The organism is Actinokineospora cianjurensis (assembly GCF_003663795.1).
Classification (GTDB): domain Bacteria; phylum Actinomycetota; class Actinomycetes; order Mycobacteriales; family Pseudonocardiaceae; genus Actinokineospora; species Actinokineospora terrae.
In genome coordinates this window covers 462634-489598 of sequence record NZ_RCDD01000004.1, presented here as the reverse complement: position 1 = coordinate 489598, position 26965 = coordinate 462634, and the positions used below count along the sequence as shown (strand labels likewise).

The 26965-nt window shown below is 70.8% G+C and carries 33 protein-coding genes; 6 read left to right on the top strand and 27 right to left on the bottom strand.

All coding sequences use genetic code 11. The features are described 5' to 3' along the window. Positions 1–2 precede the first annotated feature (2 nt). Positions 3–1271, bottom strand: a complete 1269-nt coding sequence (dxr, locus tag CLV68_RS24945; protein WP_121393291.1) for a 1-deoxy-D-xylulose-5-phosphate reductoisomerase — start codon at positions 1269–1271, stop codon at positions 3–5. 211 nt (positions 1272–1482) lie between these two features. Between dxr and CLV68_RS24940 the strand changes: the two genes are divergently transcribed. The 3 genes from CLV68_RS24940 (at position 1483) to CLV68_RS24930 (ending at position 2892) form a co-directional block, all read left to right on the top strand. Beyond that, positions 1483–1752 (top strand): GlsB/YeaQ/YmgE family stress response membrane protein, encoded by a 270-nt coding sequence (locus CLV68_RS24940; RefSeq protein ID WP_092776493.1) that lies wholly within the window; start codon positions 1483–1485, stop codon positions 1750–1752. 109 nt (positions 1753–1861) lie between these two features. After that, positions 1862–2131 carry a DUF2631 domain-containing protein gene (locus CLV68_RS24935; protein ID WP_092776496.1) on the top strand — a complete coding sequence of 90 codons (270 nt, stop codon included), beginning with the start codon at positions 1862–1864 and terminating at the stop codon, positions 2129–2131. 272 nt (positions 2132–2403) lie between these two features. Continuing rightward, positions 2404–2892, top strand: a complete 489-nt coding sequence (locus CLV68_RS24930; protein WP_121393417.1) for a beta-class carbonic anhydrase — start codon at positions 2404–2406, stop codon at positions 2890–2892. A 45-nt stretch (positions 2893–2937) separates the two neighbouring features. Here the strand turns inward: CLV68_RS24930 and CLV68_RS24925 are convergent, their stop codons facing one another. Genes CLV68_RS24925 through CLV68_RS24910 form a run of 4 tightly spaced genes read right to left on the bottom strand, consistent with a single transcriptional unit; the run spans position 2938 to position 5247 of the window. Next, positions 2938–3282 carry a type II toxin-antitoxin system PemK/MazF family toxin gene (locus tag CLV68_RS24925; RefSeq protein WP_092776499.1) on the bottom strand — a complete coding sequence of 115 codons (345 nt, stop codon included), beginning with the start codon at positions 3280–3282 and terminating at the stop codon, positions 2938–2940. Then, positions 3276–3524 (bottom strand): CopG family transcriptional regulator, encoded by a 249-nt coding sequence (locus tag CLV68_RS24920; protein ID WP_092776502.1) that lies wholly within the window; start codon positions 3522–3524, stop codon positions 3276–3278. The genes CLV68_RS24925 and CLV68_RS24920 overlap by 7 nt, the downstream gene beginning before the upstream one ends. A 40-nt stretch (positions 3525–3564) precedes the next feature. Continuing rightward, on the bottom strand, positions 3565–4671 hold the full coding sequence (rlmN, locus tag CLV68_RS24915; RefSeq protein ID WP_121393290.1) for a dual-specificity RNA methyltransferase RlmN: 1107 nt from the start codon (positions 4669–4671) through the stop codon (positions 3565–3567). Between the two features lie 24 nt (positions 4672–4695). Beyond that, positions 4696–5247, bottom strand: a complete 552-nt coding sequence (locus tag CLV68_RS24910; RefSeq protein WP_121393289.1) for a hypothetical protein — start codon at positions 5245–5247, stop codon at positions 4696–4698. Between the two features lie 108 nt (positions 5248–5355). Between CLV68_RS24910 and CLV68_RS24905 the strand changes: the two genes are divergently transcribed. After that, positions 5356–6033, top strand: coding sequence for a PadR family transcriptional regulator (locus tag CLV68_RS24905; RefSeq protein ID WP_121393288.1), 678 nt, complete (start codon positions 5356–5358; stop codon positions 6031–6033). A gap of 4 nt (positions 6034–6037) precedes the next feature. Here CLV68_RS24905 and CLV68_RS24900 read toward each other — a convergent pair whose 3' ends face one another. Both CLV68_RS24900 and CLV68_RS24895 read right to left on the bottom strand, forming a co-directional pair. Further along, on the bottom strand, positions 6038–6292 hold the full coding sequence (locus CLV68_RS24900; RefSeq protein WP_121393287.1) for a proprotein convertase P-domain-containing protein: 255 nt from the start codon (positions 6290–6292) through the stop codon (positions 6038–6040). A gap of 440 nt (positions 6293–6732) precedes the next feature. Beyond that, complete coding sequence (locus CLV68_RS24895) at positions 6733–7500, bottom strand: class I SAM-dependent methyltransferase (RefSeq protein WP_121393286.1); 768 nt, start codon at positions 7498–7500, stop codon at positions 6733–6735. A gap of 128 nt (positions 7501–7628) precedes the next feature. Between CLV68_RS24895 and CLV68_RS24890 the strand changes: the two genes are divergently transcribed. Next, positions 7629–8480, top strand: coding sequence for a VOC family protein (locus tag CLV68_RS24890; RefSeq protein ID WP_246010082.1), 852 nt, complete (start codon positions 7629–7631; stop codon positions 8478–8480). Positions 8481–8595: 115 nt separating this feature from the next. Here the strand turns inward: CLV68_RS24890 and CLV68_RS24885 are convergent, their stop codons facing one another. From CLV68_RS24885 to rpsB, 5 genes are all read right to left on the bottom strand, one after another. Further along, the gene (locus tag CLV68_RS24885) at positions 8596–9447 is read right to left on the bottom strand and encodes a phosphatidate cytidylyltransferase (protein ID WP_121393415.1); all 852 of its coding nucleotides are present in this window, start codon (positions 9445–9447) and stop codon (positions 8596–8598) included. Positions 9448–9528: 81 nt separating this feature from the next. Beyond that, positions 9529–10086 (bottom strand): ribosome recycling factor, encoded by a 558-nt coding sequence (frr, locus tag CLV68_RS24880; protein WP_092776521.1) that lies wholly within the window; start codon positions 10084–10086, stop codon positions 9529–9531. A gap of 43 nt (positions 10087–10129) precedes the next feature. Further along, on the bottom strand, positions 10130–10855 hold the full coding sequence (gene pyrH / locus CLV68_RS24875; RefSeq protein WP_092776524.1) for a UMP kinase: 726 nt from the start codon (positions 10853–10855) through the stop codon (positions 10130–10132). Positions 10856–10940: 85 nt separating this feature from the next. After that, the gene (gene tsf / locus CLV68_RS24870; RefSeq protein WP_121393285.1) at positions 10941–11756 is read right to left on the bottom strand and encodes a translation elongation factor Ts; all 816 of its coding nucleotides are present in this window, start codon (positions 11754–11756) and stop codon (positions 10941–10943) included. Positions 11757–11835: 79 nt separating this feature from the next. Further along, positions 11836–12708, bottom strand: coding sequence for a 30S ribosomal protein S2 (gene rpsB / locus CLV68_RS24865; RefSeq protein ID WP_121393284.1), 873 nt, complete (start codon positions 12706–12708; stop codon positions 11836–11838). 358 nt (positions 12709–13066) lie between these two features. On the opposite strand from rpsB, the gene CLV68_RS24860 reads away from it, so the two are divergent. Further along, positions 13067–13570, top strand: coding sequence for a M23 family metallopeptidase (locus CLV68_RS24860; RefSeq protein WP_121393283.1), 504 nt, complete (start codon positions 13067–13069; stop codon positions 13568–13570). Between the two features lie 125 nt (positions 13571–13695). Here CLV68_RS24860 and CLV68_RS24855 read toward each other — a convergent pair whose 3' ends face one another. The 15 genes from CLV68_RS24855 to rpsP all read right to left on the bottom strand — a co-directional run bounded on the left by CLV68_RS24855 (position 13696) and on the right by rpsP (position 26850). After that, positions 13696–14532, bottom strand: coding sequence for a FliA/WhiG family RNA polymerase sigma factor (locus CLV68_RS24855; protein ID WP_092776532.1), 837 nt, complete (start codon positions 14530–14532; stop codon positions 13696–13698). Positions 14533–14602: 70 nt separating this feature from the next. After that, a complete protein-coding gene (locus CLV68_RS24850; RefSeq protein ID WP_170224571.1) occupies positions 14603–15538 on the bottom strand; it encodes a tyrosine recombinase XerC in 936 nt (311 codons plus the stop codon). 558 nt (positions 15539–16096) lie between these two features. Continuing rightward, on the bottom strand, positions 16097–17221 hold the full coding sequence (gene dprA, locus CLV68_RS24840) for a DNA-processing protein DprA (RefSeq protein ID WP_121393282.1): 1125 nt from the start codon (positions 17219–17221) through the stop codon (positions 16097–16099). 153 nt (positions 17222–17374) lie between these two features. After that, on the bottom strand, positions 17375–18889 hold the full coding sequence (locus CLV68_RS24835; RefSeq protein ID WP_121393281.1) for a YifB family Mg chelatase-like AAA ATPase: 1515 nt from the start codon (positions 18887–18889) through the stop codon (positions 17375–17377). Then, positions 18889–19245 carry a YraN family protein gene (locus tag CLV68_RS24830; RefSeq protein ID WP_121393280.1) on the bottom strand — a complete coding sequence of 119 codons (357 nt, stop codon included), beginning with the start codon at positions 19243–19245 and terminating at the stop codon, positions 18889–18891. The genes CLV68_RS24835 and CLV68_RS24830 overlap by 1 nt, the downstream gene beginning before the upstream one ends. 179 nt (positions 19246–19424) lie before the next feature. Further along, positions 19425–19748 (bottom strand): DUF2469 domain-containing protein, encoded by a 324-nt coding sequence (locus CLV68_RS24825; RefSeq protein WP_075976606.1) that lies wholly within the window; start codon positions 19746–19748, stop codon positions 19425–19427. Positions 19749–19787: 39 nt separating this feature from the next. Further along, positions 19788–20537, bottom strand: coding sequence for a ribonuclease HII (locus tag CLV68_RS24820; RefSeq protein ID WP_121393279.1), 750 nt, complete (start codon positions 20535–20537; stop codon positions 19788–19790). Continuing rightward, positions 20534–21406, bottom strand: a complete 873-nt coding sequence (gene lepB / locus CLV68_RS24815) for a signal peptidase I (protein ID WP_121393278.1) — start codon at positions 21404–21406, stop codon at positions 20534–20536. The genes CLV68_RS24820 and lepB (CLV68_RS24815) overlap by 4 nt, the downstream gene beginning before the upstream one ends. Before the next feature lie 9 nt (positions 21407–21415). Beyond that, complete coding sequence (gene lepB / locus CLV68_RS24810; protein ID WP_246010101.1) at positions 21416–22261, bottom strand: signal peptidase I; 846 nt, start codon at positions 22259–22261, stop codon at positions 21416–21418. A gap of 142 nt (positions 22262–22403) precedes the next feature. Beyond that, the gene (gene lepB / locus CLV68_RS24805; RefSeq protein ID WP_425454880.1) at positions 22404–23282 is read right to left on the bottom strand and encodes a signal peptidase I; all 879 of its coding nucleotides are present in this window, start codon (positions 23280–23282) and stop codon (positions 22404–22406) included. A gap of 1104 nt (positions 23283–24386) precedes the next feature. Beyond that, positions 24387–24746, bottom strand: coding sequence for a 50S ribosomal protein L19 (rplS, locus tag CLV68_RS24800; protein ID WP_121393276.1), 360 nt, complete (start codon positions 24744–24746; stop codon positions 24387–24389). A 124-nt stretch (positions 24747–24870) separates the two neighbouring features. Further along, entirely contained in the window at positions 24871–25641 is a 771-nt protein-coding gene (gene trmD, locus CLV68_RS24795; protein WP_121393275.1) for a tRNA (guanosine(37)-N1)-methyltransferase TrmD, read from the bottom strand. Further along, on the bottom strand, positions 25641–26162 hold the full coding sequence (rimM, locus tag CLV68_RS24790; protein ID WP_121393412.1) for a ribosome maturation factor RimM: 522 nt from the start codon (positions 26160–26162) through the stop codon (positions 25641–25643). Before rimM ends, trmD begins: the two co-directional genes overlap by 1 nt. Before the next feature lie 11 nt (positions 26163–26173). Then, complete coding sequence (locus CLV68_RS24785) at positions 26174–26413, bottom strand: RNA-binding protein (RefSeq protein ID WP_092776549.1); 240 nt, start codon at positions 26411–26413, stop codon at positions 26174–26176. Next, entirely contained in the window at positions 26410–26850 is a 441-nt protein-coding gene (gene rpsP / locus CLV68_RS24780; protein ID WP_092776551.1) for a 30S ribosomal protein S16, read from the bottom strand. Before rpsP ends, CLV68_RS24785 begins: the two co-directional genes overlap by 4 nt. Positions 26851–26965 lie beyond the last annotated feature (115 nt).

Genomic DNA, 26965 nt, shown 5'->3' with positions numbered 1-26965 from the left:
TGTCAGTCCCTTCCCGACCCCGCGGCGGCGCGCGGGGCAGCAGTCACCGCGAGCAGCTCTCGCGCGCGGGCGCGGGCCCAGTGCTCGGCGGCGAGCACCTCCTCGACCTCGCGCGGCGCGCCGTGCCAGGCGGTGGCGTCGTCGAGTACCCGACTCACAGTGTCCACGATCGCTGTGAAGGTGGTGTCGCCCCGCGTGAAGGCGGCGACGGCCTCCTCGTTCGCGGCGTTGAGGACGGCGGGCAGGCAGCCCCCGGTCTCACCGGCGGCGCGGGCCAGCCGCACCGCGGGGAAGGTGTCGTTGTCGAGCGGCTCGAAGGTCCACTGGGCCGCGGTGGACCAGTCGCAGGCGCGCGCGGCGCCGGGCAGCCGGTCCGGCCAGGCCAGCGCCAGGCCGATCGGCAGCCGCATGTCCGGCGGGCTGGCCTGGGCCAGCGTCGACCCGTCGGTGAAGGTGACCATGGAGTGCACGACCGACTGCGGGTGGACCACGACGTCGACCCGGTCGTAGGGGATGCCGAAGAGCAGGTGCGCCTCGATCAGCTCCAGCGCCTTGTTGACCAGGGTGGCGGAGTTGATGGTGATGACCGGGCCCATCGACCAGGTCGGGTGCGCCATCGCCTGCTCGGCGGTGACGTCGGCCAACTCGGCGCGGGTGCGGCCGCGGAACGGGCCACCGGAGGCGGTCAGGACCAGCCGGTCGACCTCCTCGGCGCGGCCGCCGCGCAGCGCCTGGGCCATCGCGGAGTGCTCGGAGTCGACCGGGACGATCTGGCCCGGCCTGGCCGCGGCCAGCACCAGGTCGCCGCCGGCGACCAGGGACTCCTTGTTGGCCAGGGCCAGGGTGGCTCCGGAGGCCAGCGCCTTGAGGGTCGGCGCGAGGCCCTGGGAGCCGGTGATCGCGTTGAGCACGATGTCGGCGGGGACGGCCTCGATCAGCTCGGTGACCGCGTCCGGTCCGGCGAAGATCCTGGGCAGCGCGAAACCACCGCGGTCGTAGCCCGCCTCCTGCGCCGCGGCGTAGAGCGCGAGCTGCAGGTCCGACGCGGCGGTCGCCCTGGTCACGGCCACCGCGGCGACCCGGTGGCGCAGGGCCTGGGCGGCCAGCAGCGCCGGGTCGGAGCCGCCAGCGGCGATCCCCGCGACGGTGAACCGGTCGGGGTTGGCCGCGACGAGGTCGAGCGCCTGGGTGCCGACCGACCCGGTCGACCCGAGCACGAGCAGTGAGCGCCGGGGGCCGCCGGACGCGAAGGATGCAGTCATCACCGCCATTGTTCCCGATGACTGGACACGGACGGCAACCAGCACGGGGTGATGTCCTCCGATCGTGGTCACACCCACCCTGGGTAGAGGTTGGGCCGAACGGCGCAATCCGAAAAAAGTTCCGCTCCGAAGGAGTGAACTTCGCGCGGGCCGGGCACTTCACCGGCAGCACGGAAAGATCGCCGGGAAAATGACCGGCGGTCATGTGGAAGGAGCTTCGATGGGCATTCTCGGCTGGATCGTCCTCGGTTTGGTCGCCGGACTCATCGCCAAGGCCATCATGCCTGGTAAGGACCCGGGCGGGATCATCATCACGATCCTCATCGGCATCGTCGGCGCCATTCTCGGCGGGTTCATCGGAAACGCGATCTTCGGTGGCGGGCTGGGCAATTTCTTCGACCTGCGCACCTGGCTGCTGTCGATTCTCGGCGCGATCATCCTCCTCGCGATCTACCGCGCGGTCACCGGTCGTGGCCGGGCCAGGGTGTAGCCGAGCGAGACCTGTCACACCCGAGGGCGCCGTGGTCACCACGGCGCCCTCGGGCTGTTCGGGGTGTGGGAGGATTCCCGCGTCAGCGCACTACGGGCCAGGAGGAACAGTGGCGAACACGGAGCTGGAGAAGCGGAAGACCACCGCGGCGGGCACCGTGACCCCCGCCGAGGAGCCGTCGGCGGAGTGGGGCTGGCACGGGTCGTTCCCCAAGGGGACGCTGATCGCCGGGGTGTTCACCGGGCTGGCGATGTTCTTCATGTTGATCGGCAACCACACCGGGCACACCGAGGACCTGTGGCTCGGCGGCATCGGCGTCGTGGTGCTGGCCGGGGTCGCGTGGAAGATCCACAAGAACCGGACGTCCTGGCGGCGCTAGCGTTCGGAGCAAACGAGCGGGCGGATTGGTGGTTACGCCACCGCCCAGCCAGTGGTCGTCCGTTGCAGGTGTGCGCACAGGAGCAGTTGGCTGTGGGCCATGCGCCCCAACCACCTGGAGCCGTTCTGGCCCTCTCGGCGGCCGCGGCTGTACGACGAGGCATGTCCGGGGGCCGCGCGGGAGCACTGACCCGCGTGGCCGTGCCGTCCACACCATCCCGGACGGCCACCCCCGGGATGGTCCACATCCGACGCACCCCCGGAGAGACCACCATGTCCGTCACGGACGAACTGCTCGCCAACAACGCCACCTACGCCGAGACCTTCACCGGCCCGCTGCCGCTGCCGCCAGCCAAGCAGGTCGCGGTCGTGGCCTGCATGGACGCCAGGATCAACGTCTACGGGGTCCTCGGCCTCGCCGAGGGTGAGGCCCACGTGATCCGCAACGCCGGTGGCGTGGTCACCGAGGACGAGATCCGCTCCCTGGCCATCAGCCAGCGCCTGCTGGGCACCCAGGAGATCATCCTCATCCACCACACCGACTGCGGCATGCTCACCTTCTCCGACCAGGACTTCCGCGACGGCATCCGCGACGAGACCGGCATCCGCCCCGCCTGGTCCTCCGAGGCGTTCGGCGACCTCGACACCGACGTCCGCCAGTCCGTCGCCCGCATCAGGTCCAGCCCCTTCATCCCCCGCACCGACTCCGTCCGCGGCTTCGTCTTCGACGTGGCGACGGGCAAGCTGCATGAGGTCGAGTAGCCACCGCCGAGGGACGCGACCCCCTGGTCGCGTCCCCGGCACGCCTCAGAGGGCGAGGACCTTGCGCAAACCCGCGTCCACGTCCCGCATCAGGACCAGCGGAACGGCTCCCACCTGACCCGTGAGGTCGCTCTTGTTCAGCGTCACCAACGCTGTCACGTTGACCACCGAGTCCCGCGGCAACGCTGTGGCCGAGGCGGGCAGGAACACGTTCCCGGGTGCTGCCGCCAGGTTCGTGTTCGACGTGAGGACTGCGACGAGGACGGTCGCCAAGCGGCTCGTGTTGTAGGGATCGGCCTGGATGACGAGCACCGGGCGCCGCTTGGCGGGACGGGAGCCATCGGGCTCACCGAGTTCGGCCCAGTGGATGCCGCCCCGTTCGATCACCACTCGTCGTCAGCCTGGGCGAGGACACCCCGACCCGCGGTGACAGCCGCGGCACCGGAGTCGTCGTCGGCACCGATGACGTCGAGGGCGGCGTTGATGTCGTTGGTCAGGGACTCCTGCTCCAGGTGACTCAGGTAGTACTGAGCCGCGCGGACGTAGAACTCCGACCTCGTGACACCGAGGCACTTCGCACCCCGGTCCACCTGCGCGAACGTCTCATCCGGTACGGAGATCGCGGTTTTCACAAGCCGAGTATAACCGGGTATTACATCCGCTTCAAGCGGGTCAGCCCTCGGCGGCGAGTTGGCCGCAGGCGGCGGCGATCTCCTGGCCCCGGGTGTCCCGGACGGTGCACTCCACGCCCTGGGCCTTGACCCGGCGGACGAACTCGCGCTCCACCGGCTTCGGGGACGCGTCCCACTTCGAGCCGGGGGTGGGGTTGAGCGGGATGACGTTCACGTGGACCAACTGCCCGAGGTGCCTGCGCAGGAGCTTGCCGAGCATGTCCGCGCGCCACGGGTGGTCGTTGATGTCGCGGATGAGGGCGTACTCGATCGACACCCGCCGCCCGGTCTTGTCGGCGTAGCCGCGGGCCGCCTCCAAGACCTCGGCGACCTTCCAGCGGTTGTTCACCGGGACCAGGGTGTCGCGCAGTTCGTCGTCCGGGGTGTGCAGCGAGACCGCCAGGCGGACCTGCATGCCCTCCTCGGTCAGCTTCCGGATCGCGGGCACCAAGCCGACCGTGGACACCGTCACCGAGCGCTGGGAGATGCCGAAGCCGCCGGGCGCGGGGTCGCAGATGCGGTGTACGGCGGCCAGGACCCGGGTGAAGTTCGCCAGCGGCTCGCCCATGCCCATGAAGACGATGTTCGACAGCCGACCGGGGCCGCCGGGGAGGATGCCGTCGCGCATGGCGGCGGCACCGAGGCGGACCTGTTCGACGATCTCGGCGGTGGAGAGGTTGCGCTGCAGGCCGCCCTGGCCGGTGGCGCAGAACGGGCAGGCCATGCCGCAGCCCGCCTGGCTGGAGATGCACAGCGTGGCGCGGTCCGGGTAGCGCATGAGGACGCTCTCGATGAGCGTGCCGTCGTGCGCCTTGAGCAGCGCCTTGCGGGTGTTGCCGTCGTCGCAGGTCACCGCGCGCAGTTCGGTGAACAGCGGCGGGAGCAGGGAGTCGGCGAGGCGGTCGCGGGTGGCGGCGGGGATGTCGGTCATCGCCGCGCGGTCGGCGGTCAGCCTGGCGAAGTAGTGCGTGGAGAGCTGGTTGGCGCGGAACGGCTGCTCGCCGAGCTCGGCCACTGCCTCGCGGCGCTGCTGCGCGGTGAGGTCGGCGAGGTGCCTCGGCGGCAGGCCGCGCTTGGGTGCGTCGAAGACGAGCGGGAGTGAGGTCATGGCGACCTCAGTGTCCCACGTCCGCTAGCGGCAGTTGGGCGCGGCGTCGGCGGCGTCGGTCAGCCGCGGCGGCAGCGTGGCGGCCTGCATCAGCTTCAGCGCCCGCTCGAACCCGCCGAGCGCGGTGGTGAGCCGTTGCGCGGCGGCGGAGAACGCCTCGGCGGTGAGCGGCTCGACCGCGCGGACGTCGTCGCGGGCCACCGCGATGGACCTGCGGGACTCGGTGAACGCGTCGGTGAGCTGCCGGATCAGCGGGTCGACCTCGCGGGCCGGGGCCGGGCGCAGCGCGCGCAGGTCGGCCAGCACCGCGTCGAGCACGCCGATGAGGCGGCCGGTGAGGTCGAGGAACTGCTTCTTGAGCACCGCCGGGTCACCCGAGGTCATCGGCTCCTGCGCCGTCTCCCCCGCGGTGACCATCAGCTTCCCCATGCCGCAGAACCGGTTCATCCACCTGGCCTCCGGGCTGTCCGCGCTGACCGACGTGGTCGGGGTGGGGTCCGCGGCGACCGGGACCCCGGTGACGGGGGTGGCGCACGCGGACAGGGCGATCAGGCACCCGAGGAGCAGCAGCCGCACACGTCGATCATGGCACAGAAATTGGTCGTTGCATCGCGACATGTTCCGATATATCGTTGAGCTATCGCGAGCGACCGGTTCGCGACCACCACCCCAGGGGAGAGAAGAATGCGCACCACCCACGAACACGACCACCACCACCGGCGCGGACCATGGCGCCGACACCCGTTCCGCGGCCGACCCGACTTCGGCGCGGACCTCGGACCGGAGGATGAGATGACCCCGCCCTTCCCGCCGCTGCCCCCGTTCCCGCCCGGCGCCCCGTTCGGCGGCTTCGGCCGGGGGCACGGGTTCGGCGGCCACGGCAGGGGCCACGGGCGCGGCAGGGGCAGGCGGGGCGACGTGCGCGCCGCGCTGCTCGCGCTGCTCACCGAACGGCCGATGCACGGCTACGAGATGATCCGGGAGATCGCCGAACGCAGCGGCGGGTTCTGGAAGCCCAGCCCCGGCTCGGTCTACCCGACCCTGCAACTGCTGGCCGACGAGGGCCTGGTCGCCGCGACCGAGGGCGACGGCGGCAAGCGGATGTTCCAGCTCACCGAGGAGGGGACCGCCGCGGCGGCCAAGCTCGACACCCCGCCGTGGGAGCAGGTCGCCGCCGGTGTCGACCGCACCGAGGTCTCCCTGCGCGAGGCGCTGGGCCAACTCGCCGCCGCCGCGATGACCGTCTCGCAGGCCGCGAGCTCCAGCCAGAAGACCCGCGCGGCGGACATCCTCAACAACGCCCGCCGCGAGCTGTACGCGCTCCTCGGCGAGGACACCCCCGCCGAGGAAGACGCCGAGTAGTCGCTTATCCGAACGACACGACCCACTGGTCGAGCCGCCGCACGTCACCGCGGACCAGGTCGGTGATCCGCAACGTCCACGAGCCGTTGCGGTCACCACCTGCCGGTGACACGGAGTAGATCCGGCGGACAGTGCCAGAGCCGTCGTCCCCGCCGACCTGCTCCAGCTCGTACACCCGGCCGAACGGGTCGAGCAGGTCGATCCTCAGGTCGCCGACGTCCGGGTGGTCGAGGTAGACGCGGACGCGACCGGGGGCCACCGGTGGGCGGGCAACCGCCCACCGGGATCGTCGAGGTCACCGTCGTGCCGTTGTCGGGGATCGCGACATCGCTGGTGTTAGCGCCACCGCGACAGGTAGGGACCTCAGGATCCATGGGGTAGGCCACGTTGGCCATCTGGTTCGGGCTGCCGTCCCCGGGAGCCCGAACAGCGCCCCACACCGCTGCCCTGCTCAGCGCGTCACGCACATCGGACGGCATCGCGAACTGGTTGCGTGCGATGAGCTGAAGGGGCGGTAGTTGCTGCGGTAATAGGACTGCGGTACACCGCCGTAGCGACGGGCCGGCGTCGCGGCTGTTTGCTCAGGTGAGGCTGTCGATGGCGCCAGCACGACGATGTAAGAACCTGGGATTGGCTTGGCGGCAGCGACTACGGGACCTAATCGCGCGGGAAAGATCCAGGGTCCTGCTCTTTCCCACCTCAGCCGATGATCAGCCCACGGGGCTTGCGGCGGACGAGCACCCGGTAGCCGACAACGAACTCCAGGCCCGGGGTGTCGGCGATCGCGCGGGCGGCGACCGGGGCGGAGAACTCGATGCGCAGCACCGATTCCAGGGTCTCCCGGTCGGGGAAGCGCCAGCGGGTGGTGACCCGGTGGCGCTCGAAGCCGGAGATCTCGAAGAACCGGTCGACCTCGGTGGCGTCGTAGCCGGGCAGGTCGGCACGCATCCAGCGGCCGTAGGGCGGGCGGGCCGCGTCGAGGTCGACGACCACCAGCGCGCCACCCGGGCGCAGCACGCGGTCGGCCTCGCGCAGACCCGGTTCGCAGCCAGGGCCGAAGAAGTAGGCCGTCCTGGCGTGCACGACATCGGCGCAGGCGTCCACCACCGGGATGTCCTGGGCGGAGCCGAGCACCACCGCGACGCCGGGAACGCCGTCGACCCTGGCGTTCGCGCGCTCGACGAGCGGCGGGTGCGGCTCGACACCGAGCACCGTCCGCGCGCGTTCGGCGAAGCGCGGCAGGTGGAAACCGTCGCCGCAACCCACGTCGAGCACGTCGCCGGTCCAGTCCGCGAGACCGTCGAGCAGCGCCCACACCGCGCCGTCGACGTCCTGGGCGCGGTTCTCCGCCTCGTACACCGCGGGCCAGTGCCAGATGTTCGGGCTGGGCAGCACCTGGACCGAGCGCAGCGAGGTGGTCAACCGCTCGCGCGCCCGCGCCACCAACCCCCTGCCCGCAAGGCCCATGCGGCAAGGAAAGCACATCCGGTGCCCCGCGTGCCGCCTGCTCAAACGCGGAGAAGATCACCACCCGGCGGTGGCTGACGAAGCCACCCGATCGGGTTAGTGTCCAGGGAACGCGGGAGGAGGTCGCCATGATGCCAACCGACGCGATCAGCGCCCTTGAGGAAGTGCCGGACGGTACGCCGGGCAGGCCCTGCTGGGTCGAGGTCGCCACTCCTGACCCGACCGCCAGCAGTGAGTTCTACCGAGGTCTGTTCGGTTGGACCTACCGAGTCGGCGACGACGGCTACGTGATGGCCTACATGGACGACATCTCCGTCGCGGGCCTCTACACACCCCAAGGCGGGCAACCCAGCCTCTGGACGTTGTACCTGACGATCCACGACACGGGTAACACCGCCGAGCGCGTTCTCCACCTAGGTGGGCAGGTTCTTACCGCACCACGGGAGATCCCGGGCCAGGGTGGGCTGCTCATCGCCGCCGACCCCAGCGGTGGCCCGATCGGTTTCTGGCGCCAGGACCACGGTTGGGACCTGGGCACCGGGTTCCCCGGCGCGTTCACCTGGGCCGAGCTCAACACCTGGGACGGCGCCGCCGCGGACGAGTTCTACCGCTCCCTGTTCGGCTTCGAGCAGACCCAGGTCGGCGACGGCGAGACCTACGACTACACCAGCTGGCGCCTCAACGGCGACGAACTGCTCGGCAGGCTCAGGATGGGCCCGGAGTTCCCGGCGGAGCAGCGGCCGTACTGGATGGTCTACTTCGAGGTAGACCCAGAGGTGGGAACCGACGCCACTGCCGCGCTCGCGGCTAGGTTGGGCGGGCGGATCACCGTGCCACCGTTCGATTCGCCGTACGGGCGCGCAGCGGTGCTGAGAGATGTCACCGGCGCTGAGTTCACCGTGCTCGACCGCTCGTTGGCGCTAACCGTGATCCCCGAGGAAGAGATCGGCGCCGAGGTCGACGACCCGTACGACGATTAGTACTAGTGTCACTCCCTCCCGCCACCCGCCCCCACGTCCCCGCCCGGCATCGTTCCCGACTTGGGTGCGGAAAGGCCCGTCAGCTGGGGAGGGACCGTCAGCTGCGGAGGGACTGTCAGCTGGGGATGAACAGGCGCAGGAGCAGCCAGGACACGACGGCCGAGGGCAGCAGCGAGTCCATCCGGTCCATCAGGCCGCCGTGGCCGGGCAACAGGGTGCCCATGTCCTTGATACCCAGGTCCCGCTTGATGACCGACTCGACCAGGTCACCCAGGGTCGCGGTCGCCACCAGCGCCGCGCCGAACACCACGCCCTGCCACCACTGGCCCTCGAGCATCAGGGTGACCGTGAGCGCCCCCGCGACGACACCGGCGACCAGCGACCCGGCGAAGCCCTCCCAGGACTTCTTCGGGCTGATCGTCGGCGCCATCGGGTGCTTGCCGAACAGCACACCGGCGATGTAGCCGCCGGTGTCGGAGCTGACCACCAGGATCAGGAAGCACAGCACCCGGTAGGTGCCGTCCGCGGGCAGGACGAGCATCGCCGCGAACGACGCGAACAGGGGCACGTACGCGGCGGTGAACACCGACGCCGACGCGTCCCGCAGGTACCCGGTCACGCCACCGCGCAGCCGCCACAGCAGGCACGCCAGGATCGTCACCACGAACGCCGCGAGCACCCCGTCGCGCCCGAACGGCCAGGACAGCCACACCATGGCCTGCCCGCCGAGCAGCACCGGCCACACCGCGACCCCGACCCCGGCGCCCCGGCGCAGCGCACCGGCCAACTCCCAGGTCGCCACCGCGACCGCGACGGCCACCACGGCGACGAAGGTGTGCCGCACCGTCAGCAGCGAGGTCAGGATGACCGCGCCGAGCGCCACCCCGACCCCGATGGCCGCGGGCAGGTCGCGCCCGGCGCGGGGAGTCCGCGCCTGCGCCGGGCCACCCGCGCCCTCGGCGCTCACCCGCCGGTCCCCGACCGAGTCATGCTCCAGCTCCCCAACGGGTCCGGCCACCATCGCGATCCCTCTTCCGTGCCGTGGAGGTCAGACCTCCAGCAGCTCGGTTTCCTTGTGCTTGACCAGCTCGTCGACCTGGTGGACGTACTTGTCGGTCAGGTTCTGCAGCTCCTTCTCCGCGCGGGCCACGTCGTCCTCGCCGGACTCGCCGTCCTTGACCAGGCGGTCGAGCTCCTCCTTGGCCTTGCGGCGCACGCTGCGGATGGAGATCTTGGCGTCCTCGCCCTTGGTCTTGGCGACCTTGACCATCTCCCGGCGGCGCTCCTCCGAGAGCTGCGGGATGACCACCCGGATGACCGTGCCGTCGTTGCTGGGGTTGACGCCCAGGTCCGAGTCGCGGATGGCCTTCTCGATGGTGTTGAGCGAGCTCACGTCGTAGGGCTTGATCACCGCGAGCCGGGGCTCCGGGATGGCGACGCTGGCGAGCTGGTTGAGGGGGGTGTACGAGCCGTAGTACTCGGCGGTGATCCGGGAAAACATCGAGGGCGACGCCCGGCCGGTGCGCACCGCACCGAGGTCGTCCTTGGCCACCGACACCGCTTTCTCCATCTTTTCCTCGGCGTCGAGGAGTGTCTCGTCGATCAAGGGGGCTCCTTGTCCATCTCCCGGCGAACCGGCTACGGCGGGGTCACGCGGTCGGCGTACTGACCAGCGTGCCGATCCTCTCACCACGCACGGCGCGGGCGATGTTCCCCTCCGTCAGGAGGTTGAACACGATGATCGGCATGTTGTTGTCCATGCACAGGCTGAACGCGGTCGCGTCGGCCACCTTCAGGTCGCGCTCGAGCACCTCGCGGTGGGTGATGTCGGTGAACATCTTCGCGTCCGGGGTGGTCTTCGGGTCGGCGTCGTAGACCCCGTCGACCGCCTTGGCCATCAGCACCACGTCGCAGCCGATCTCCAGCGCGCGCTGGGCGGCCGCGGTGTCGGTGGAGAAGTAGGGCATGCCGACCCCGCAGCCGAAGATGACCACGCGGCCCTTCTCCAGGTGCCGCTCGGCGCGACGCGGGATGTAGGGCTCGGCCACCTGGCCCATGGTGATCGCGGTCTGCACCCTGGTGTCGATGCCCTCCTTCTCCAGGAAGTCCTGGAGCGCGAGGCAGTTCATCACGGTGCCGAGCATCGCCATGTAGTCGGCCCGGTCGCGGTCCATGCCGCGCTGGCTGAGCTCCGCGCCGCGGAAGAAGTTGCCGCCACCGATCACGATCGAGGTCTGCACGCCGCCCCGCACCACGTCGGCGACCTGCCTGGCCACGGTCAGCACCACATCGGGGTCGACGCCGATCCTGCCGCCGCCGAACATCTCGCCACCGAGCTTGAGCAGCACGCGGCGGAAACTGCCGTTCTGAGTCACGTAGACCCCTCCTCGTGACTATGCCCCGCCCTCGGGGATCCGAGGGCGGGGCACAACCCTAATCACTCCAGGTGCCGCGGGCGGGTCAGGACTGGCCGACCTCGAACCGGGCGAACCGGGTCACGGTGACGCCCGCCTCGTCCAGCAGCGCCTTCACGGTCTTCTTCGAGTCGAACACCGAGGACTGCTCCAGGAGCACGACGTCCTTGTAGAAGCCGTTGACGCGACCCTCGACGATCCTGGGCAGCGCCGCTTCCGGCTTGCCCTCCTCGCGGGCGGTCTCCTCGGCGATGCGCTTCTCGTTGGCGACGACATCGGCCGGGACCTGGTCACGGGTGACGTAGGCAGGCTTCATCGCCGCGATCTGCTGGGCGGTCTGCTTGGCCACGTCCTCGCCACCACCGCTGTACTCGACCAGCACGCCGACAGCCGGGGGCAGGTCGGAGGAGCGCCGGTGCAGGTAGGTGCTGACGGTGCCGGTGAAGTTCACCGCGCGGCGCAGCTCCAGCTTCTCGCCGATCTTGGCGGAGAGGGCCTGGACGGCCTCCTCCACGGTGCCCCCGTCGAGCGGGGCCGACTTGAGGGCGTCGACATCGGTGGCGCCGGAGGACTTCGCAGCGGCGACGACCTTGTCGGCCAGCTCCTGGAACTCCTCGTTCTTGGCCACGAAGTCGGTCTCGCAGTTCAGCTCGACCAGCACGCCTGCGTCAGCGGCCACCAGGCCCTGCGCGGTGGCGCGCTCGGCGCGCTTGCCGACGTCCTTGGCACCCTTGATGCGCAGGATCTCGATGGCCTTATCGAAGTCGCCGTCGGTCTCGGTGAGCGCCTTCTTGCAGTCCATCATCCCGGCGCCGGTCAGGTCCCGGAGCTTCTTGACGTCAGCCGCGGTGAAGTTCGACATCGTGCGTTTTCCGTCCTTCTTCGGGTACGCGCGTGGGTGGGACCCCGGCGGGTGAGCGGCACCCGCCAGGGCGTCCTGATCAGGACTCGGCCGGGGCCTCGGTCGCGGGAGCCTCGGCGGCGGGGGCCTCGGTGGCCTCCGCGACCGCGGTGGCGGCCTGCTCGCCGTCGGCGGCGGCGGTCTCGGCGCCCGCCAGCAGCTCCTGCTCCCACTCGGCCAGCGGCTCGGCGGCACCCTGGGGCTTGTCGGAGCCGTTGCGCGCGCCGGAGCGGGCGATCAGACCGGCGGCGACGGCCTCGGCGACGACCTTGGTCAGCAGCGCGGCGGAGCGGATCGCGTCGTCGTTGCCCGGGATCGGGTAGTCGACCTCGTCCGGGTCGCAGTTGGTGTCGAGGATCGCCACGATCGGGATGTGCAGCTTGCGCGCCTCGCCGACGGCGATGTGCTCCTTCTTGGTGTCCACGATCCAGATGGCGGAGGGGACCTTCGCCATGTCGCGGATACCGCCGAGGGTGCGGTCGAGCTTGTCCTTCTCGCGGGTGAGCATCAGGATCTCCTTCTTGGTGAGACCCTGGAACCCGCCCGTCTGCTCCATCGCCTCGAGCTCCTTGAGGCGCTGCAGGCGCTTGTGGACGGTCGAGAAGTTGGTGAGCATGCCGCCCAGCCAGCGCTGGTTCACGAAGGGCATCCCGACGCGCTTGGCCTCGTTGGCGATGGCCTCCTGCGCCTGCTTCTTCGTGCCGACGAACAGGATCGACCCACCGTGCGCGACGGTCTCCTTGACGAACTCGTACGCGCTGTCGATGTAGGTCAGCGTCTGCCGCAGGTCGATGATGTAGATACCGTTGCGGTCGGTCAGGATGTAGCGCTTCATCTTCGGGTTCCAGCGGCGGGTCTGGTGCCCGAAGTGCACGCCGGAATCCAGCAACTGCTTCATGGTGACGACGGCCATGGCCGGTTACGCACCTCTTCGTTCGGGCGCGCCCGGCTGGTTGGGCCGAGCACGCGGTCGCGGTTGTCGCCGTGGACCCGGAGGGTCCACTGCCCTGGTGCCGTGCGGACGTCCGGACCCGATGGTGATTCCCACACCATCGAGACCGCCGGGCGTCGGTGGCCGCGTTACCCGGGGGGAACGCGGACGCGCACTGGCACGCGAAGTCGCCCAGTGGTGACCACAGGACGCGGGGGAAGTGTACGCCCGGGGCGGGCGGGCGTCGGACTCGGATCGCTCCCATCCCCAACACCCCGAATTGTCCACAGGCCAGAACGGGACATGGCGCCAGCACGCCACCGGGTCGCATGGTGGTCACATGCGCTCTTACCTGCGGAAACTCATCTCGCTCACCCTCTGCTTGCTGCTGTTGCCGTTCATCTGGGCGGACCCGGTCGTCGCGGCACCGGCCCCGTTGTTCTCGCTGCCCCTGGTACCGGCGCGACCGGTGTCCCGGCCGTTCACGGCGCCCGCGCATCCGTACGGGGCCGGGCACCGGGGTGTCGACTTACCCGGCGCCGTGGGCGAGCCGGTCCACGCGGCCGCCGACGGCGTGGTGGTGTTCGCGGGGGTCGTCGTGGACCGTGCGGTGGTGTCGGTCCAGCACCGCGGCGGGCTGCGGACGACCTACGAACCGGTGGTGCCGGAGGTGGCGGCCGGGACGCGGGTGCGTCGAGGTGACGTCCTCGGGCTGCTCGGCGCAGGCCATCCCGGATGCGCGGCGGCGGCCTGCCTGCATTGGGGGCTGCGGCGCGGGCGGGAGTACCTGGACCCGATGGTGGCGGTGCACCGGCCCCGGGTCCGGCTGCTCCCCCTCGACTGACACCGCGTTCCGGCAGGCGGCAAGTTCGGCAGGCGGCAAGTTCGGCAGGAAACGCGGGGGCGTCGAGGTACGCGAAACACGGGTTCACGAGAGCCGGGTTCACGGGAGCGACGGAGAGGAGGTGGTCAGGCGTCGGCGGTTTCCATCAGCTTGGCGCGCAGGCGCAGGACGGCCCTGGTGTGCAGTTGGCAGACGCGGGACTCGGTGACGCCGAGGACGCGGCCGATCTCGGCGAGGGTGAGGTTCTCGAAGTAGTAGAGGGTCACCACCACCCGGTCGCGTTCGACCAGCAGGCCGATGGCCTCGGCGAGCTGGCGGCGGTTGTCCTGGTCGACCAGGAGGGCGACCGGGTCCTCGGCGGCCTCGTCCTCCAGCACGTCGGCCAGGGAGTTGATGCCCCGGCCCGCGGCGGCCAGTTCGTCGAGTGCGACGACGCTGGTCAGCTGGAGCTGGGCGTAGACGTCGCGCAGCTCGCCGACCGAGAGGCCGAGTTCGTCGGCGAGTTCGGTGTCGTTGGGGGTGCGCTGCAGCTTGGCGCCGAGCCGCTCGATGCCGCGCTCGACCTCGCGCGCCCGGCCGCGGACGGTCCTGGGCACCCAGTCCTGGGCGCGCAGGTCGTCGAGGATGGCGCCGCGGATGCGCTGCATGGCGTAGGTCTCGAACTTCAGGCCGCGCTCGGGCTCGAACTTCTCGATGGCGTCGACCAGGCCGAAGATGCCGGACTGGATGAGGTCGGAGACGTCGACGTGGGCGGGCAGGCCGGTGCCGACCCGGCCCGCGACGTACTTGACCAGCGGGGCGTAGTGCAGCACCAGCCGGTCGCGCAGGAGCTGCTCGCGGGCCTCGCCGAAGCGGCGCCAGAGCGCGACGATGCCCGCCTCGACGTCGTCGGCGGTGCGGTGGTCGCCGGGCAGCACCCCGGATGACTGGCCCTGGCCGTACGGGGCGGCGGGGGTGCTCACCTGGTCCGCCGGTCCAGCGGACCCGCCTGCCCGCGATGGCCGCGCCGATGCCCGGGCGCCATTCCCGCGGTCATCGGGAACGGGGGTGGGTACGGTCATGGATCGCCTTCAGCCGTTCGACTGTCACGTGGGTGTAGAGCTGCGTCGTTGAGAGCGTAGCGTGACCGAGTAACTCCTGGACGCTACGAAGGTCAGCACCTCCTTCGAGCAGGTGTGTCGCCGCTGAGTGACGAAGGCCGTGCGGGCTCAGGCCCGCGGTACCCGGGACGGCAGTCGTCACACCCTGCACGATACGCCGTACGGCCGTCGGGTGGAGCCGTCCGCCGCGAGTTCCCAGCAACAGTGCCGGCGGGGAATCGGCTCGGACAAGTGACGGACGGCCCTGGTCGAGCCAGGTCGTCACCGCCGACGCGGCTGGCGCCCCGAACGGGACGACGCGTTCCCGGTTGCCCTTGCCGAGCACCCGGGCGACCCGGGAGCCCAGATCGAGGTCGGTCACGTCGAGTCCGCACAGCTCGGACACCCGGACCCCGGTCGCGTACAGCAGCTCGACCACCGCGTGATCACGCAAAGCGACCGGGTCGAGCTCCCGCGCCCCCGCCGCCGAGGCCAGCATCACCTCGCTCGCCTGCTCCTGCCGCAACACCGACGGCAACTTCCGCTGCCGCCGCGGCGCCACCAACCGAGCCCCCGCGTCCACCCCCAAATACCCCTCACGGTGCGCCCAGGCCGTGAACCCCCGAGCCCCAGCCGCCCGCCGCGCCAACGTGGTCCGCCCCACCCCGGCGTCCCGCTGCGCCGCCAGCCACGCCCGCAACCCGGGCAACTCCACCTCGACATCATCAAGCCCGACATCATGCCCGACGCCTTCCCGACCGGCTTCCGGCCTGACGGCAGCATCAGGCTGATCGGTCGCGTGGACCGCGTTGGGGTCAGCAGGCCGGGCGAGGGCATCGACCAGGTGCGGGGCGGTGGGCGTGCGGGTCACGGGCACGTCGTCGTGCAACGTGGGGTGGGGTTGGTCTGATTCCCCGGGGTGTCGGTGGGGGGTCGGGTTCGTGTCGCCACGGTAGTCATGGTCGTACGGAACGGAGTCGCCGTTTCCCACGTCGGCCGCGAGTTGCAGAGTGCGACTTGCTGTGGTGGGCACCGGGGCACCGGCCTTGACCACCGGTTCCACCGTGTCCCCGGTCGCGATCCCATCGCCCGACGGTGGATTGAATTCACCCGATCGTGCGCCGTCGGTGGGGCCGATTCCGGCCAGGAAGCCCAGCAGGGACACCGCGTCCCCCAAGTAGGCGCGGACCGTGTGGGGGGAGTGCCCCCGCTCGTGGGTCAGGTAGCGCTCGTACTCGACCAAGGCGACCCGCACCGGCCCGGGCAGCCGATCCCGGACCGCGAGCAGGTCCACCCGGGTACCTCGACGAGGAGCGCGCGCCACCCCCGCCACGCTGAGGCATACCCCCGACCGGGTCAAGCATCGCCACGCCTTTCCGGCCCGAACATCAACTCCTTCCTGTCCACGGCTGTGCGCCGATCTCGAGTCCGGGCGGCCCCGATGGGCTTACGCGGTCGTGCTCAACCACCCCTCCTCGGTTTCAGTGGCCAGGCCGGTGAGCTCGAGTTCGGGCAGGAGTGCCCGTACCCGGTCCAGGGGCACGCCGGACTGGTGGGACAGGTGTTGCGGGGTGTGCGGGGTCCTGCGGTGCAGGGCGTCGTGGACCTGGATGGCCTGGGGGCCGAGCCCGTCGGTCGGGCGGGGTGGCGGGGACTCCCGCTCGGCCAGTTCGCCGATCGCGCCGATCGCCTCGAGGATGTCCGGGACCGAGGTGGCGACGGTGGCGGTGGCGGCCCGGATGAGGTCGTGGCAGCCCTGGGACATGGGCGAGCTGACCGGGCCGGGGACGGCGAGGACCGGTTTGCCGAGCGCGGCGGCGGAACCGGCGGTGTTGCGGGCGCCGCTGCGGCGTCCGGCCTCCACGACCACCGTGCCGACGGCCAGGGCGGCGATGAGCCGGTTGCGGACCAGGAACCGGTACTTGGCGGGCGTGGTGCCCGGCGGGTACTCGCTGACGATCGCCCCGGCGCCTGCTATCCGGCTGAGCAGCGCCGTGTGGGCCACCGGGTAGCCGACGTCGGCACCGCAGGCGAGCACCGCGACCGTCATGCCCTCCGTGGCGAGCGCGCCGCGGTGGGCGGCGCCGTCGATGCCGAAGGCGGCCCCGGACACGACCGTGACGGACTGCTGGGCGAGGTCGTAGGCGAACTCCGAGGCCGTGTGCTCGCCATACGGAGTGGCCGCTCTGGCGCCCACGATCGCCACGGACCGCTGCATGACCTCGTCCAGGTTCGCCGGGCCCCGGACCCACAGGGCCAACGGCGGCGCGGCCCACCGCATGCCCCGCGCGCGGGCGTTGTCCAGCGACAGCAGCGGCCAGGCGGGCCACTCGTCGTCCTCGGGGACCACCAGCCGGATCCCGGCCTGCGCCGCTCTGGCCAGGTCCTCGGCCGCGAGGTCTTGGCCCGCCCGCGCGGACGTCTCGTCCCGGATGGCGTCGGGGACAGCGCCCGCGCGCACCAACTCCGCCGCCCGGACCGGTCCGACTTCCCCGACCAGCAACCCCAGGGCCACCGCGGGCGGCTCGGCCACCCGGGACAGGTACGCCCGAGCCAACCGGATGTCATCCACGGCCCCTCCCCCACTTCACCCGGCGCCGGGAGAGCACCAACGCCACCCGCAGCGCCCCGGAACGGGTCCGCACCACACGCCACTCGCCCGCGACCGGGGTCGACGGCGACAACACACAACTCATGAGAAGTCCTTTGATCGGGGGAGAAAAACTCAGGCAACCTTGCGTTCACGGAAGTTCAACGCGGCGACGACGTGGTCGCGGGCCGGTTCCGCGACGCCCGCCAGATCGGCGAGCGTCCAGGAAACCCGGAGGCACCGGTCCGCACCACGAGCGGTGATCGCACCCGTGGAAAGCGATCTGTCCAAGAGCGCGGTGACGTCTTTCGGTAATGCGAACTCGCGGCGGAGCACCGGACCCGGCACCTCCGCGTTGGTCAGCCACCCGTGCGCCGCCCACCGCCGACCAGCCCTGGCCCGCGCCTCCCCCACCCGCGCCCGCACGGTCGCGGTGTCCTCGGGCGCCGCGTCCAGGCTGAGCGACATCGCGGTGACCGGCCGCATCCGAACCCGGATGTCCACCCGGTCGAGCAGCGGCCCGGACAGCCGCGAGACGTACCGCCGCCGAACCTGGGGCGGACAAACACAATCGAGATCCCGCGGCGGCGCGCACGGGCAGAGGTTCGTCGCCAGGACGAGCTGGAACCGCGCCGGATAGACGACGATCCCGTCCCGACGCGCGAGCCGGATCTCGCCCTCTTCCAACGCCGTCCGCAACGCCTCAAGCCGATCGGAGGCGAACTCGGCCGCTTCATCCAGGAAGAGCACCCCAAAATGGGCTTTGCTGATCCCACCCGGTTTCGCGAGGCCGGATCCACCGCCGATGAGTGCGGCGATAGAGGCTGTGTGGTGGGGAGCAAAGAAGGGGGGAACGGCGACGAGCGGGCAGTTGGCGGTAAGAGAGCCTGCTACCGAGTGGATAGCCGTGACCTCGAGAGCTTGACCCGACGACAGGTCGGGCAGTAGGCCCGGGAGACGACGGGCAAGCATGGTCTTGCCCGTACCGGGCGGCCCGGCCAGTAGGACGTGGTGGCCGCCTGCGGCGGCGACCTCCAGAGCCCAACGGCCCTCTGGCTGGCCGACTACATCGACCAGGTCAGGCTGGTCGACGGGCGGTGGGATGACGAACGGACCTGGGCGTCGCAGGTCGGTCTGCTCGCCACGAGACCAGGCGACGACCTCGGCAAGGGTGTCAGCGCCCAAGACCTCCAGGTCGGTCACCAGGGCGGCCTCCGAGAGGGCGGGGGTGGGCACGATGGCGCGACGAAGACCTGCGCGGCAGGCGGCCAAGAGGCCCGGCAGGACTCCCTTGACGGTGCGAAGGCGGCCGTCCAAGGCGAGTTCGCCGAGCAGCACCGTCTCGGCGAAGGCTTCTCGGGGAAGTTTGTGATCGGCGACGAGCATCGCGACGGAGAGGGCGAGGTCGTACCCAGAACCACCCTTGGGGAGCGCGGCAGGAGATAGGGCAAAGGTGACCAGTTGGTCCGGCCACTCCAGGCCGCTGTTACGCACTGCAGCGCGAACCCGGTCCTTCGCCTCGTTCAAGGCGGCGTCAGGAAGACCGACGATCTGTGTACGGGGCCTGCCACCACCGATGTCGGCCTCGATCTCGACGGGCACCCCATCAACTCCGACGAGCGCCACCGACCACACCCGCGCGAGCACCATCAGAGGACTCCGCGCAGGTGGTGGATCGTCGGCGGGCCCTGGCGGGGGACGAGGATGGAGATGATGTCGAAGCGGAGGGGGGTCGGGGGCAGGCCGTTGTCGAGGCGCCAGCGGTGGGCGAGGGTGCGGAGGCGGCGGGCCTTGGACTCGGTGACGGACTCGGCCGGGGTGCCGTGGTGGGTGGTGGTGCGGGTCTTGACCTCGCAGATCACGATGCGGCCCTGGTGGTCGCAGATGATGTCGAGTTCGCCGAGTTCGCAGCGCCAGTTGCGGGCGAGGATGGTGGCGCCGTCGCGTTCGAGGTGGTGGGCGGCGATGTCCTCGCCGTGGGCGCCTAGGCGCAGGTGGGTGGCCATGCGGGAGCTCCGGGTCCGTGCGGTGGGAGAGCACGGCGGGGGTGCCGTGTCACCATCGACGGTGCGGGCTGGGGGTGGGGCGTGGCCAGGGTGGATCCGCCCGCGGTGGACAACTCGGGGGGTTGGGGACAACTCACCCCGGCGACCAGGTCCTGGTCACCGGGGTGGAGGTGGTCGGCTCAGCCGCCGAACGGGCCGTCCTCCGGTAGCCGCAGGTCCGGCTTGTCCAACTCCTCGACGTTGACGTCCTTGAACGTGATGACCCGGACGTTCTTGACGAACCGGGCAGGCCGGTACATGTCCCACACCCAGGCGTCGGACATCCGCACCTCGAAGTAGACCTCGCCGTCGGCGTCGCGGACCTGCACATCGACGCCGTTGGCCAGGTAGAACCGCCGTTCGGTCTCGACCACGTAGGCGAACTGCCCCACGATGTCGCGGTACTCCCGGTAGAGCTGCAGCTCCATCTCGGTCTCGTACTTCTCGAGATCCTCCGCGCTCATCTGCCGCGCGCCCCTCCTGGTCGTGACCTGTCCCGCCCGCTACTGCGGGGGTCCACCATTCTGGACCACGGCGGTCGCCGCCACACTCAGCGCCACCCGGTGTGGCGCGCGCAAGCCGTGGGCGACCCCCGCTGCGGCGACGTTGGCGTAGGACCAGCGGTGCTCGTGGCTCGGCCCGTGCTCGCGCAGCGCGCGCGTGTGCAGGCCCGTGCAGTACCCCTTGTGCACGTCGAACGCGTAGTGCGGCAACTCGTCGTGCATCGCGGCCATGATCCGGTCCCTGGTGACCTTGGCCAGCACGGACGCGGCCGCGACGCAGGCGGCTGCCTGGTCGCCCTTGAGGACCGGCGTGCTCGGCGCGGTGAGGCCGGGCACCCGAAACCCGTCGACCAGGACGTAGCCCGGGTGGGTGGAGAGCCTGGCCACCGCGCGGCGCATGCCCTCGATGTTGGCGAAGTGCACGCCGGTCGAGTCGACCTCGGCGGCGGGGACGACCACCACGGCGTGGTCGACGGCGCGGGCGCGGACCAGGTCGTACATCCGGTCGCGGGCCGCGGCGGTCATCAGCTTGGAGTCGGTGAGCCCGTCGAGCCGGGCGGCGTCACCGGGTCGTAAGACGCAAGAGGCGATGACCAGCGGTCCGGCGCAGGCACCGCGACCGGCCTCGTCGACCCCGGCGACCGGGCCGAGTCCGCGCCGGTGCAGGGCGGTCTCCAGACCCCAGGTGCCGGTGTCGCGGCGCAGCACCGCGCGCGGTGGCCGCAACGCCCCCTCCAGCACCCCCGTCACCCTTTCCCCTTCCGTCGCGGTAAGAGTCCGCGCGACCGCCTGATCAGCCACAACGTCGGCCAAGCAGCGGCTATCCCCACTCCCGCGGGTAGACCTGTCTGCCACGCTGGGGCTGACAGGGCCTGGGGGTTGTGGTCACCAACCCCCTGCCACCGCGAGGGCGGCAGGATGATCGCGCGCACCTTGCCGATGACATTGTCCACGGGCACCAACCCGTTCTGACCGCCCCCACCCTGAACGCGGGAGTCGGCGGAGTTGCCGCGGTTGTCCCCCATGACGAACAGCTTGCCCTGGGGCACCGTCACCGGCTTGAACTCGTCCTGCTGCTGGTTGCGCTCCGGGTCCCAGTAGATGTAGGGCTCGTCGAGCGGCTTGCCGTCCACGAGGACGTGGTTGGCGTCGTCGCAGCACTCCACGGTCTGGCCGCCGACCGCGATGACGCGCTTCACCACGTCGTCCTCGTCGGGCGCCGCGAAGCCGAACTTCGCCCCCACCCCTTGCAGCCACCGCACGAAACCGTTGTCGGAGCGGGCGGTCACGAACTCCGAGCGGTTCCACGTGTCGGGTCTGCCGAACACGACAACCTCACCCGGCTCGGGTTCGCCGAACGTGTAGACGAGCTTGTCGACGACAACGCGGTCGCCGTAGCAGCCAGGGCAACCGTGCAGCGTCTGTTCCATCGACTCCGACGGGATCACGAACACCCGCGCGATGAACGACTGGATGATGATCGTCAACACCAGCGCCACACCGATCAGGATCGGCAGCTCTATCCAGAACGGGCGCTTCTTACGCTCCCGCTTGGGTTTCGGGCGCTCCTCGAGTTCGAGGTTCTCTTCGTCTTCAGGCGTCTTGGGGCTGTCGGACACCGGCGGGGCCTACCCAGCGCTCTTGTCGGTGCCGCGCGTCAACGCCGCACGCAACCGCCTACCGAGCCACAATGTCGGCCACGCGGCCGCGATCCCGATACCCGCGGGCAGACCTGACTGCCACGCAGGGGCCGAGAGCGCCTGGGGGTTGTGGTCGCCAACGCCCTGCCAACGCGACGGCGGCAGGATGATGTAGCGGGCCTTGCCGATGACGTTGTCGACCGGGACGAACCCGTTGCTGCCACCGCCGCCCTGGATGCGCGAGTCGGCGGAGGCGTTGCGGTTGTCGCCCATGACCCACAGCATCCCGGCCGGGATGGTGATCTTGTCGAACTTGCGCTGCTCCTCGGCCCCGTAGCTGCTGTTGATGTACGGCTCGTCGAGCGCCTTGCCGTCGACCAGCACGTGCTGCTGGGCGTCGCAGCACTCCACGGTCTGCCCGCCGACCGCGATGACCCGCTTGACGACGTCCTCGTTGCTCGGCTCGGCGAGGCCGAACTGGGAGCCGAAGTCCTGCAACCAGGCCACGACCGCGTTGCCGGAGCGGGTGGCCGGTCCGTCGTCGTCCCAGGTGTCCGGGCGCTTGAACACCACCACGTCACCCGGAGCGGGGTCGCGGAAGTAGTAGACGACCCGGTCGACCAGGATCCGGTCGCCCTCGCAGCCGGTGCAGCCGTGCAGGGTCTGCTCCATCGACTCCGACGGGATCACGAACACCCGCGCGATGAACGACTGGATGATGATCGTCAACACCAGCGCCACACCGATCAGGATCGGCAGTTCCACCCAGAACGGGCGCTTCTTCTTCGGCTCCGGCCCGGTGTCGGTGGCCACCGCCCCGGTCTCCGGCGCCACCCCGTCCGCCCCCGCGCCTGGTGTCGAACTGTCCGGTGTCGCCTGCGATGTGCTGGATTCGGCCCTGGCGTCCGGTTGCGCGACGTCGAGGTCCTCGGTGCCGCGTCCGTCCCCTGGCACGACACCGTGTGCGTCCGACAAGCTACTCAGCCTTCCTTGGTGTGAGTGCGTCCTTCACGCGGCGGCTCAGCCACAGCACCGGCCAGGCCACCGCCAGACCGACCCCGAGCGGGACCCCCTGCTGCCAGCCCGTGGCGGACAACTGCGGGCCTGCCTGCGGGTTGTGGTCGCCGATCCCGCGCCAGCGCGACGGCGGGAGCACGATGTAGCGGGCCTTGCCGATGACCTTGCCCAGTGGGACCACCCCGCGCACGCCGCCCCCACCCTGGAAGCGCGAGTCGCTGGAGTTGTTCCGGTTGTCGCCCATCACCCACAGCGTGCCCTCGGGCACGGTAACCCGGGCGAAGTCCTTCTGCGAGTTGGGGTTGCCGTTCTCCCAGTAGATGTAGGGCTCGTCGAGCGGCTTGCCGTCCACCAGCACCCGGTTCTGCTCGTCGCAGCACTCGACGGTCTGCCCGCCGACGGCGATGACCCGTTTGACGAAGTCGCGCTCGTCCGGTGGGGCGATGCCGATGAACGACCCGGCGTAGCGGAACGCGCGGGTGACCGCGTTGCCGGTGTCCTCGGTGGCGGCGTCGTGCTCGGTCCAGGTGTTGGGGCCCTTGAACACGACCACGTCGCCGGGGGTCGGGTCGCGGAAGACGTAGACGACCTTGTCGACGAACACGCGGTCGCCGCTGCAACCGGGGCACCCGTGCAGCGTCTGCTCCATCGACCCGGACGGGATCGAGTAGACGCGGCCGATGAAGTGCTGGATCAGGAAGGTCAGCAGCAACGCGACGCCGACCAGGGTGAGGATCTCGCGCCACAGCGGCTGCCTACGCGGCGGACGGCGGTGACGGCCCCCCTTGGGGCGCTCGTCGGTCTTCACCCGCCTGCGCCTGGAACCCTTGACCGGGATCTCTTGCGCGCGAGCACGTACACGCGGGATGAGCGCGGTCAGGTCGACGTCGGGTACCTCTGCCGCGGGCTTGGCCTTGGCGGCTTCCTCCGCCTCTTCGACTTCCCAGTCCGGCGGCTCCACTAGCTCCGAGATCTGCACGGACGGCCCGACAGGGGCTTCGGTGCGCGGAGACGGCGTGGGCACTACCGCGGGAAGGACGGGTAGGTCTGACCGCGACGGCATCTCCGGACGGGGCTGGGGGGCCACCGGGGGCATGTCGTGCCTAGAGGACTGACCGGCGACAGGTAGGTCTGACCGGGACTGCGAGTCCGGTCGACGCTGGGGGCCGACGACGGGGAGATCCGGCCTTGAGCCACCGGACAGGCGGGGCGGAGGCGGATCTATCCGCGTGGGCGAGTGGGTGGGCCGCGAAACCGGGATCGTCTCGTCGGTGTCGTCGATCGGCACCATCCCCGAATGATGCTCGCCGGGGCCGCGCGGCACATCACCAACACGGGGTGGCGGCTGGCTGCCGCCCGGACGGGTGTACCCCGGGGCGCGGTGCTCGGCGGCCGGGGCCTCCTGGACCCACTGCGGGGGCTCCTCCGGCAGCGGGGAGCCGAACCAGAACTCCGGGTCGGCCGGGGCCACCTCGGGCAGCGCCGGGACCTCGGGGACCGGCGGCTTGCGCCGGATCGGCTCGGTGCGGTTGTCCCGGGGAACCGGCTTGCCGTTCACCCGGGACCCGTTGACCGGCGTCCCGTTGACCTTCGCGGACTTGCCTTGCGCCTGCTTGCCCTGGGCCGCTGTGCCCTGCGCAGGTTGACCCGGCGCCTGCTTGCCCGGCGCGGAGTTGACAGCGGGGGAACTGACGGGCGTGCCGTTCACCAGCGGCGAGTTGGTGGGGGCACCGTTGACCCGGTGCCCGTTCACCCCGCGCTTGCTGATCGGCTCCGTGTGCTGGATGCCCTGGTCAGGCTCAGGGGGGCGCACCGGCTCACGGGTACGGTCGACCGCCTCCCGACGGGAGTGCTCCGACTCTGCCACGGCGTCCGGTGGCACACGGTGAGGAGGGCGGTCGACCACGCAGTCGAGCGTACGTGAGCGGGTGTGCTGACCGCGTCAGGAAGCGGTCTGCGGCTCCCGCTTCTCCTTGATCTTGGCGGCCTTGCCGCGCAGCTCACGGAGGTAGTACAGCTTCGCGCGGCGCACGTCACCGCGGCGGGCGACCTCGATCTCGGCGATGTTGGGGGTGTGCACCGGGAAGGTGCGCTCGACCCCGACACCGAAGGAGACCTTGCGAACGGTGAAGGTCTCGCGGATCCCGCCACCGTGGCGACGGATGACGACGCCCTGGAAGACCTGGACGCGCGAGCGAGAACCCTCGATGACGCGAACGTGGACCTTCAGCGTGTCACCCGGGCGGAAGTCCGGGATGTCGGAACGCAGCGACTTGGCGTCCAGGGCATCCAGGGTGTTCATCGGTAGTCCGTCCTCGTCTTCGTCACGATGCTCGTACGTCCCGGCCAGGGCGGCGTCGTGCCGATCTACCTGGCTCGGGTGGGCTTGTGAGCCGCGCCGGGGGCGCGTCAACCCGGAAAGTATGTCAGACGGGGTCGCCGGACCCGAAATCGGCCCCCGCACGCAGGGTGTCGAGGAGTGCTCGATCGTGTTTGTCCAGGCTGCCGGGGGGAAGCGCGGCGAGCAGGTCGGGCCTGCGCTCGGCGGTGCGCTCCAGCGACCGGTCGCGCCGCCACCTGGCGATCGCGGCGTGGTTGCCCGAGCGGAGCACGTCCGGCACGGCGCGGTCGCGCCACACCTCGGGCCGGGTGAAGCTGGGGCCCTCGAGCAGGCCGTCGGAGAACGAGTCCTGCTGCGCGGAGACCGGGTTGCCCAAAACGCCGGGCAGCAGCCTGGCCACCGCCTCGACGATGACCATGACCGCGACCTCGCCGCCGACGAGCACGTAGTCGCCGAGGGAGACCTCGTCGACGCGCATCCTGGTCGCGGCGTCGTCGACGACCCGCTGGTCGATGCCCTCGTAGCGGCCGCAGGCGAACACCAGGTGCTCCTGCGCGGCGTACTCGTGCGCCATGGCCTGGGTGAACGGGCGTCCGGCAGGCGTGGGGACGATCAGGCGCGGCGTCGAGCCCGCGGCGACCTCGTCGAGCGCCTCGCCCCAGACCTGGGGCTTCATGACCATGCCGGGGCCGCCGCCGTACGGGCTGTCGTCGACCGCCTTGTGCACGTCGTAGGTCCACTTGCGCAGGTCGTGGACGCCGATGCTGATCAGCCCGCGGTCGATGGCGCGCCCGAGCAGCGCCGCGCGCAGCGGCTCCAGGTACTCGGGGAAGATCGTGACGACGTCGACGCGCACTACTCGATCAGACCTTCCGGCGGGTCGAGCACGACCCGGCCACCGGCCACGTCGACGGTCGGCACGATCTCGCGCACGAACGGGACCAGCAGCTCGTCGCCGTCGCGGTCGATGACCAGCGTCTCGCCGCCCGCGCCGTGGCTGATCTCGCGGACGACCCCGACGACGGTGCCGTCGAGCAGCTCGGCGGTGAGGCCCTCGAGCTGGTGGTCGTAGAACTCGTCCGGGTCGTCGATGGGCGGCAGGTCGGCCGTGGAGGCCAGCAGCAGCGCCCCCCGCATCGCCTCGGCGGCGTCGCGGTCGGGTACCTCGGTGAAGCGGACGAGCAGCCGCCCGGCGTGCTGCCGGGCGGCTGACACCGTCAGCTGGTGGTGCGTGCCGTCGCGCAGCCGCGCGGTCACGGTCGCCTCGAGGGCGAACCGCACCCGCGGGGTGTCCGTGCGCACGTCGACGGCGAGTTCGCCGAGGATGCCGTGCGCCTTGGCCACCCGGCCGACGACGACGAGGTCGGGCTTGTCCATGGTCGACACCGTCAGTGGTCGGTGTCCACCACGTCCACCCGGATCCCGCGACCGCCGACCCCGGCCATCACGGTCCGCAGGGCGGTCGCGGTGCGGCCGCCCCGGCCGATCACCTTGCCAAGGTCCTCGGGGTTGACGTGCACCTCGAGGGTACGGCCGCGCCGGGTGGTGACCAGCTCGACCTGCACGTCGTCCGGGTTGTCGACGATGCCGCGCACCAGGTGCTCGAGGGCGTCCGCGAGGGCACTCACTCGGCCGCGGCCTCCGCCTCGGCGGGGGTGTCCTCGGCGGCCTTGCGCGGCGCGGACTTCTTCTTCGGGGTCGTCGCCTCGGTGCCGGGGTCGTCGCCCGCGGCCTTGAGCGCGGCCTCGAACAGCTCCTGCTTGCTCGGCTTCGGCTCCTTGACCCGCAGGGTGCCCTCGGTGCCCGGCAGGCCCTTGAACTTCTGCCAGTCACCGGTGACCTCGAGCAGGTGCTTCACCGGGTCGGTCGGCGTGGCGCCGACACCGAGCCAGTACTGGGCCCGCTCGGAGTCGACCTCGATGAGGCTCGGCTCCTCCTTGGGGCTGTACCGGCCGATCGTCTCGATCGCCTTGCCGTCGCGGCGGGTACGGGCGTCGGAGACGATGATGCGGTAGTACGGCGCGCGGATCTTTCCGAGGCGCTGCAGCTTGATCTTGACGGCCACGGGTAGGGGTGCTCCTCAAAGCTCTCGTAATGCGGTGCCGGGCGCGGCGGTCCCGTGTGGGGCTCGGGAACGCGCCCGAAGGTTTCGGGTGTCACGGCACGGTGAGAGGGTCCGG

Excerpts from the sequence above, each read along its gene's own strand:
- tsf (WP_121393285.1), bottom strand. The coding sequence starts at position 11,756 with ATGTCGAACTTCACCGCGGCTGACGTCAAGAAGCTCCGGGACCTGACC.
- CLV68_RS24895 (WP_121393286.1), bottom strand. The coding sequence starts at position 7,500 with ATGGGCCTTGCGGGCAGGGGGTTGGTGGCGCGGGCGCGCGAGCGGTTG.
- CLV68_RS24860 (WP_121393283.1), top strand. The coding sequence starts at position 13,067 with ATGCGCTCTTACCTGCGGAAACTCATCTCGCTCACCCTCTGCTTGCTG.
- CLV68_RS24830 (WP_121393280.1), bottom strand. The coding sequence starts at position 19,245 with ATGGCCACCCACCTGCGCCTAGGCGCCCACGGCGAGGACATCGCCGCC.
- CLV68_RS24940 (WP_092776493.1), top strand. The coding sequence starts at position 1,483 with ATGGGCATTCTCGGCTGGATCGTCCTCGGTTTGGTCGCCGGACTCATC.
- CLV68_RS24825 (WP_075976606.1), bottom strand. The coding sequence starts at position 19,748 with ATGAGCGCGGAGGATCTCGAGAAGTACGAGACCGAGATGGAGCTGCAG.
- CLV68_RS24905 (WP_121393288.1), top strand. The coding sequence starts at position 5,356 with ATGCGCACCACCCACGAACACGACCACCACCACCGGCGCGGACCATGG.
- CLV68_RS24930 (WP_121393417.1), top strand. The coding sequence starts at position 2,404 with ATGTCCGTCACGGACGAACTGCTCGCCAACAACGCCACCTACGCCGAG.
- rplS (WP_121393276.1), bottom strand. The coding sequence starts at position 24,746 with ATGAACACCCTGGATGCCCTGGACGCCAAGTCGCTGCGTTCCGACATC.
- rimM (WP_121393412.1), bottom strand. The coding sequence starts at position 26,162 with ATGGACAAGCCCGACCTCGTCGTCGTCGGCCGGGTGGCCAAGGCGCAC.
- CLV68_RS24835 (WP_121393281.1), bottom strand. The coding sequence starts at position 18,889 with ATGGTGCTCGCGCGGGTGTGGTCGGTGGCGCTCGTCGGAGTTGATGGG.
- rlmN (WP_121393290.1), bottom strand. The coding sequence starts at position 4,671 with ATGACCTCACTCCCGCTCGTCTTCGACGCACCCAAGCGCGGCCTGCCG.
- dxr (WP_121393291.1), bottom strand. The coding sequence starts at position 1,271 with ATGGCGGTGATGACTGCATCCTTCGCGTCCGGCGGCCCCCGGCGCTCA.
- rpsB (WP_121393284.1), bottom strand. The coding sequence starts at position 12,708 with ATGGCCGTCGTCACCATGAAGCAGTTGCTGGATTCCGGCGTGCACTTC.
- CLV68_RS24890 (WP_246010082.1), top strand. The coding sequence starts at position 7,629 with ATGATGCCAACCGACGCGATCAGCGCCCTTGAGGAAGTGCCGGACGGT.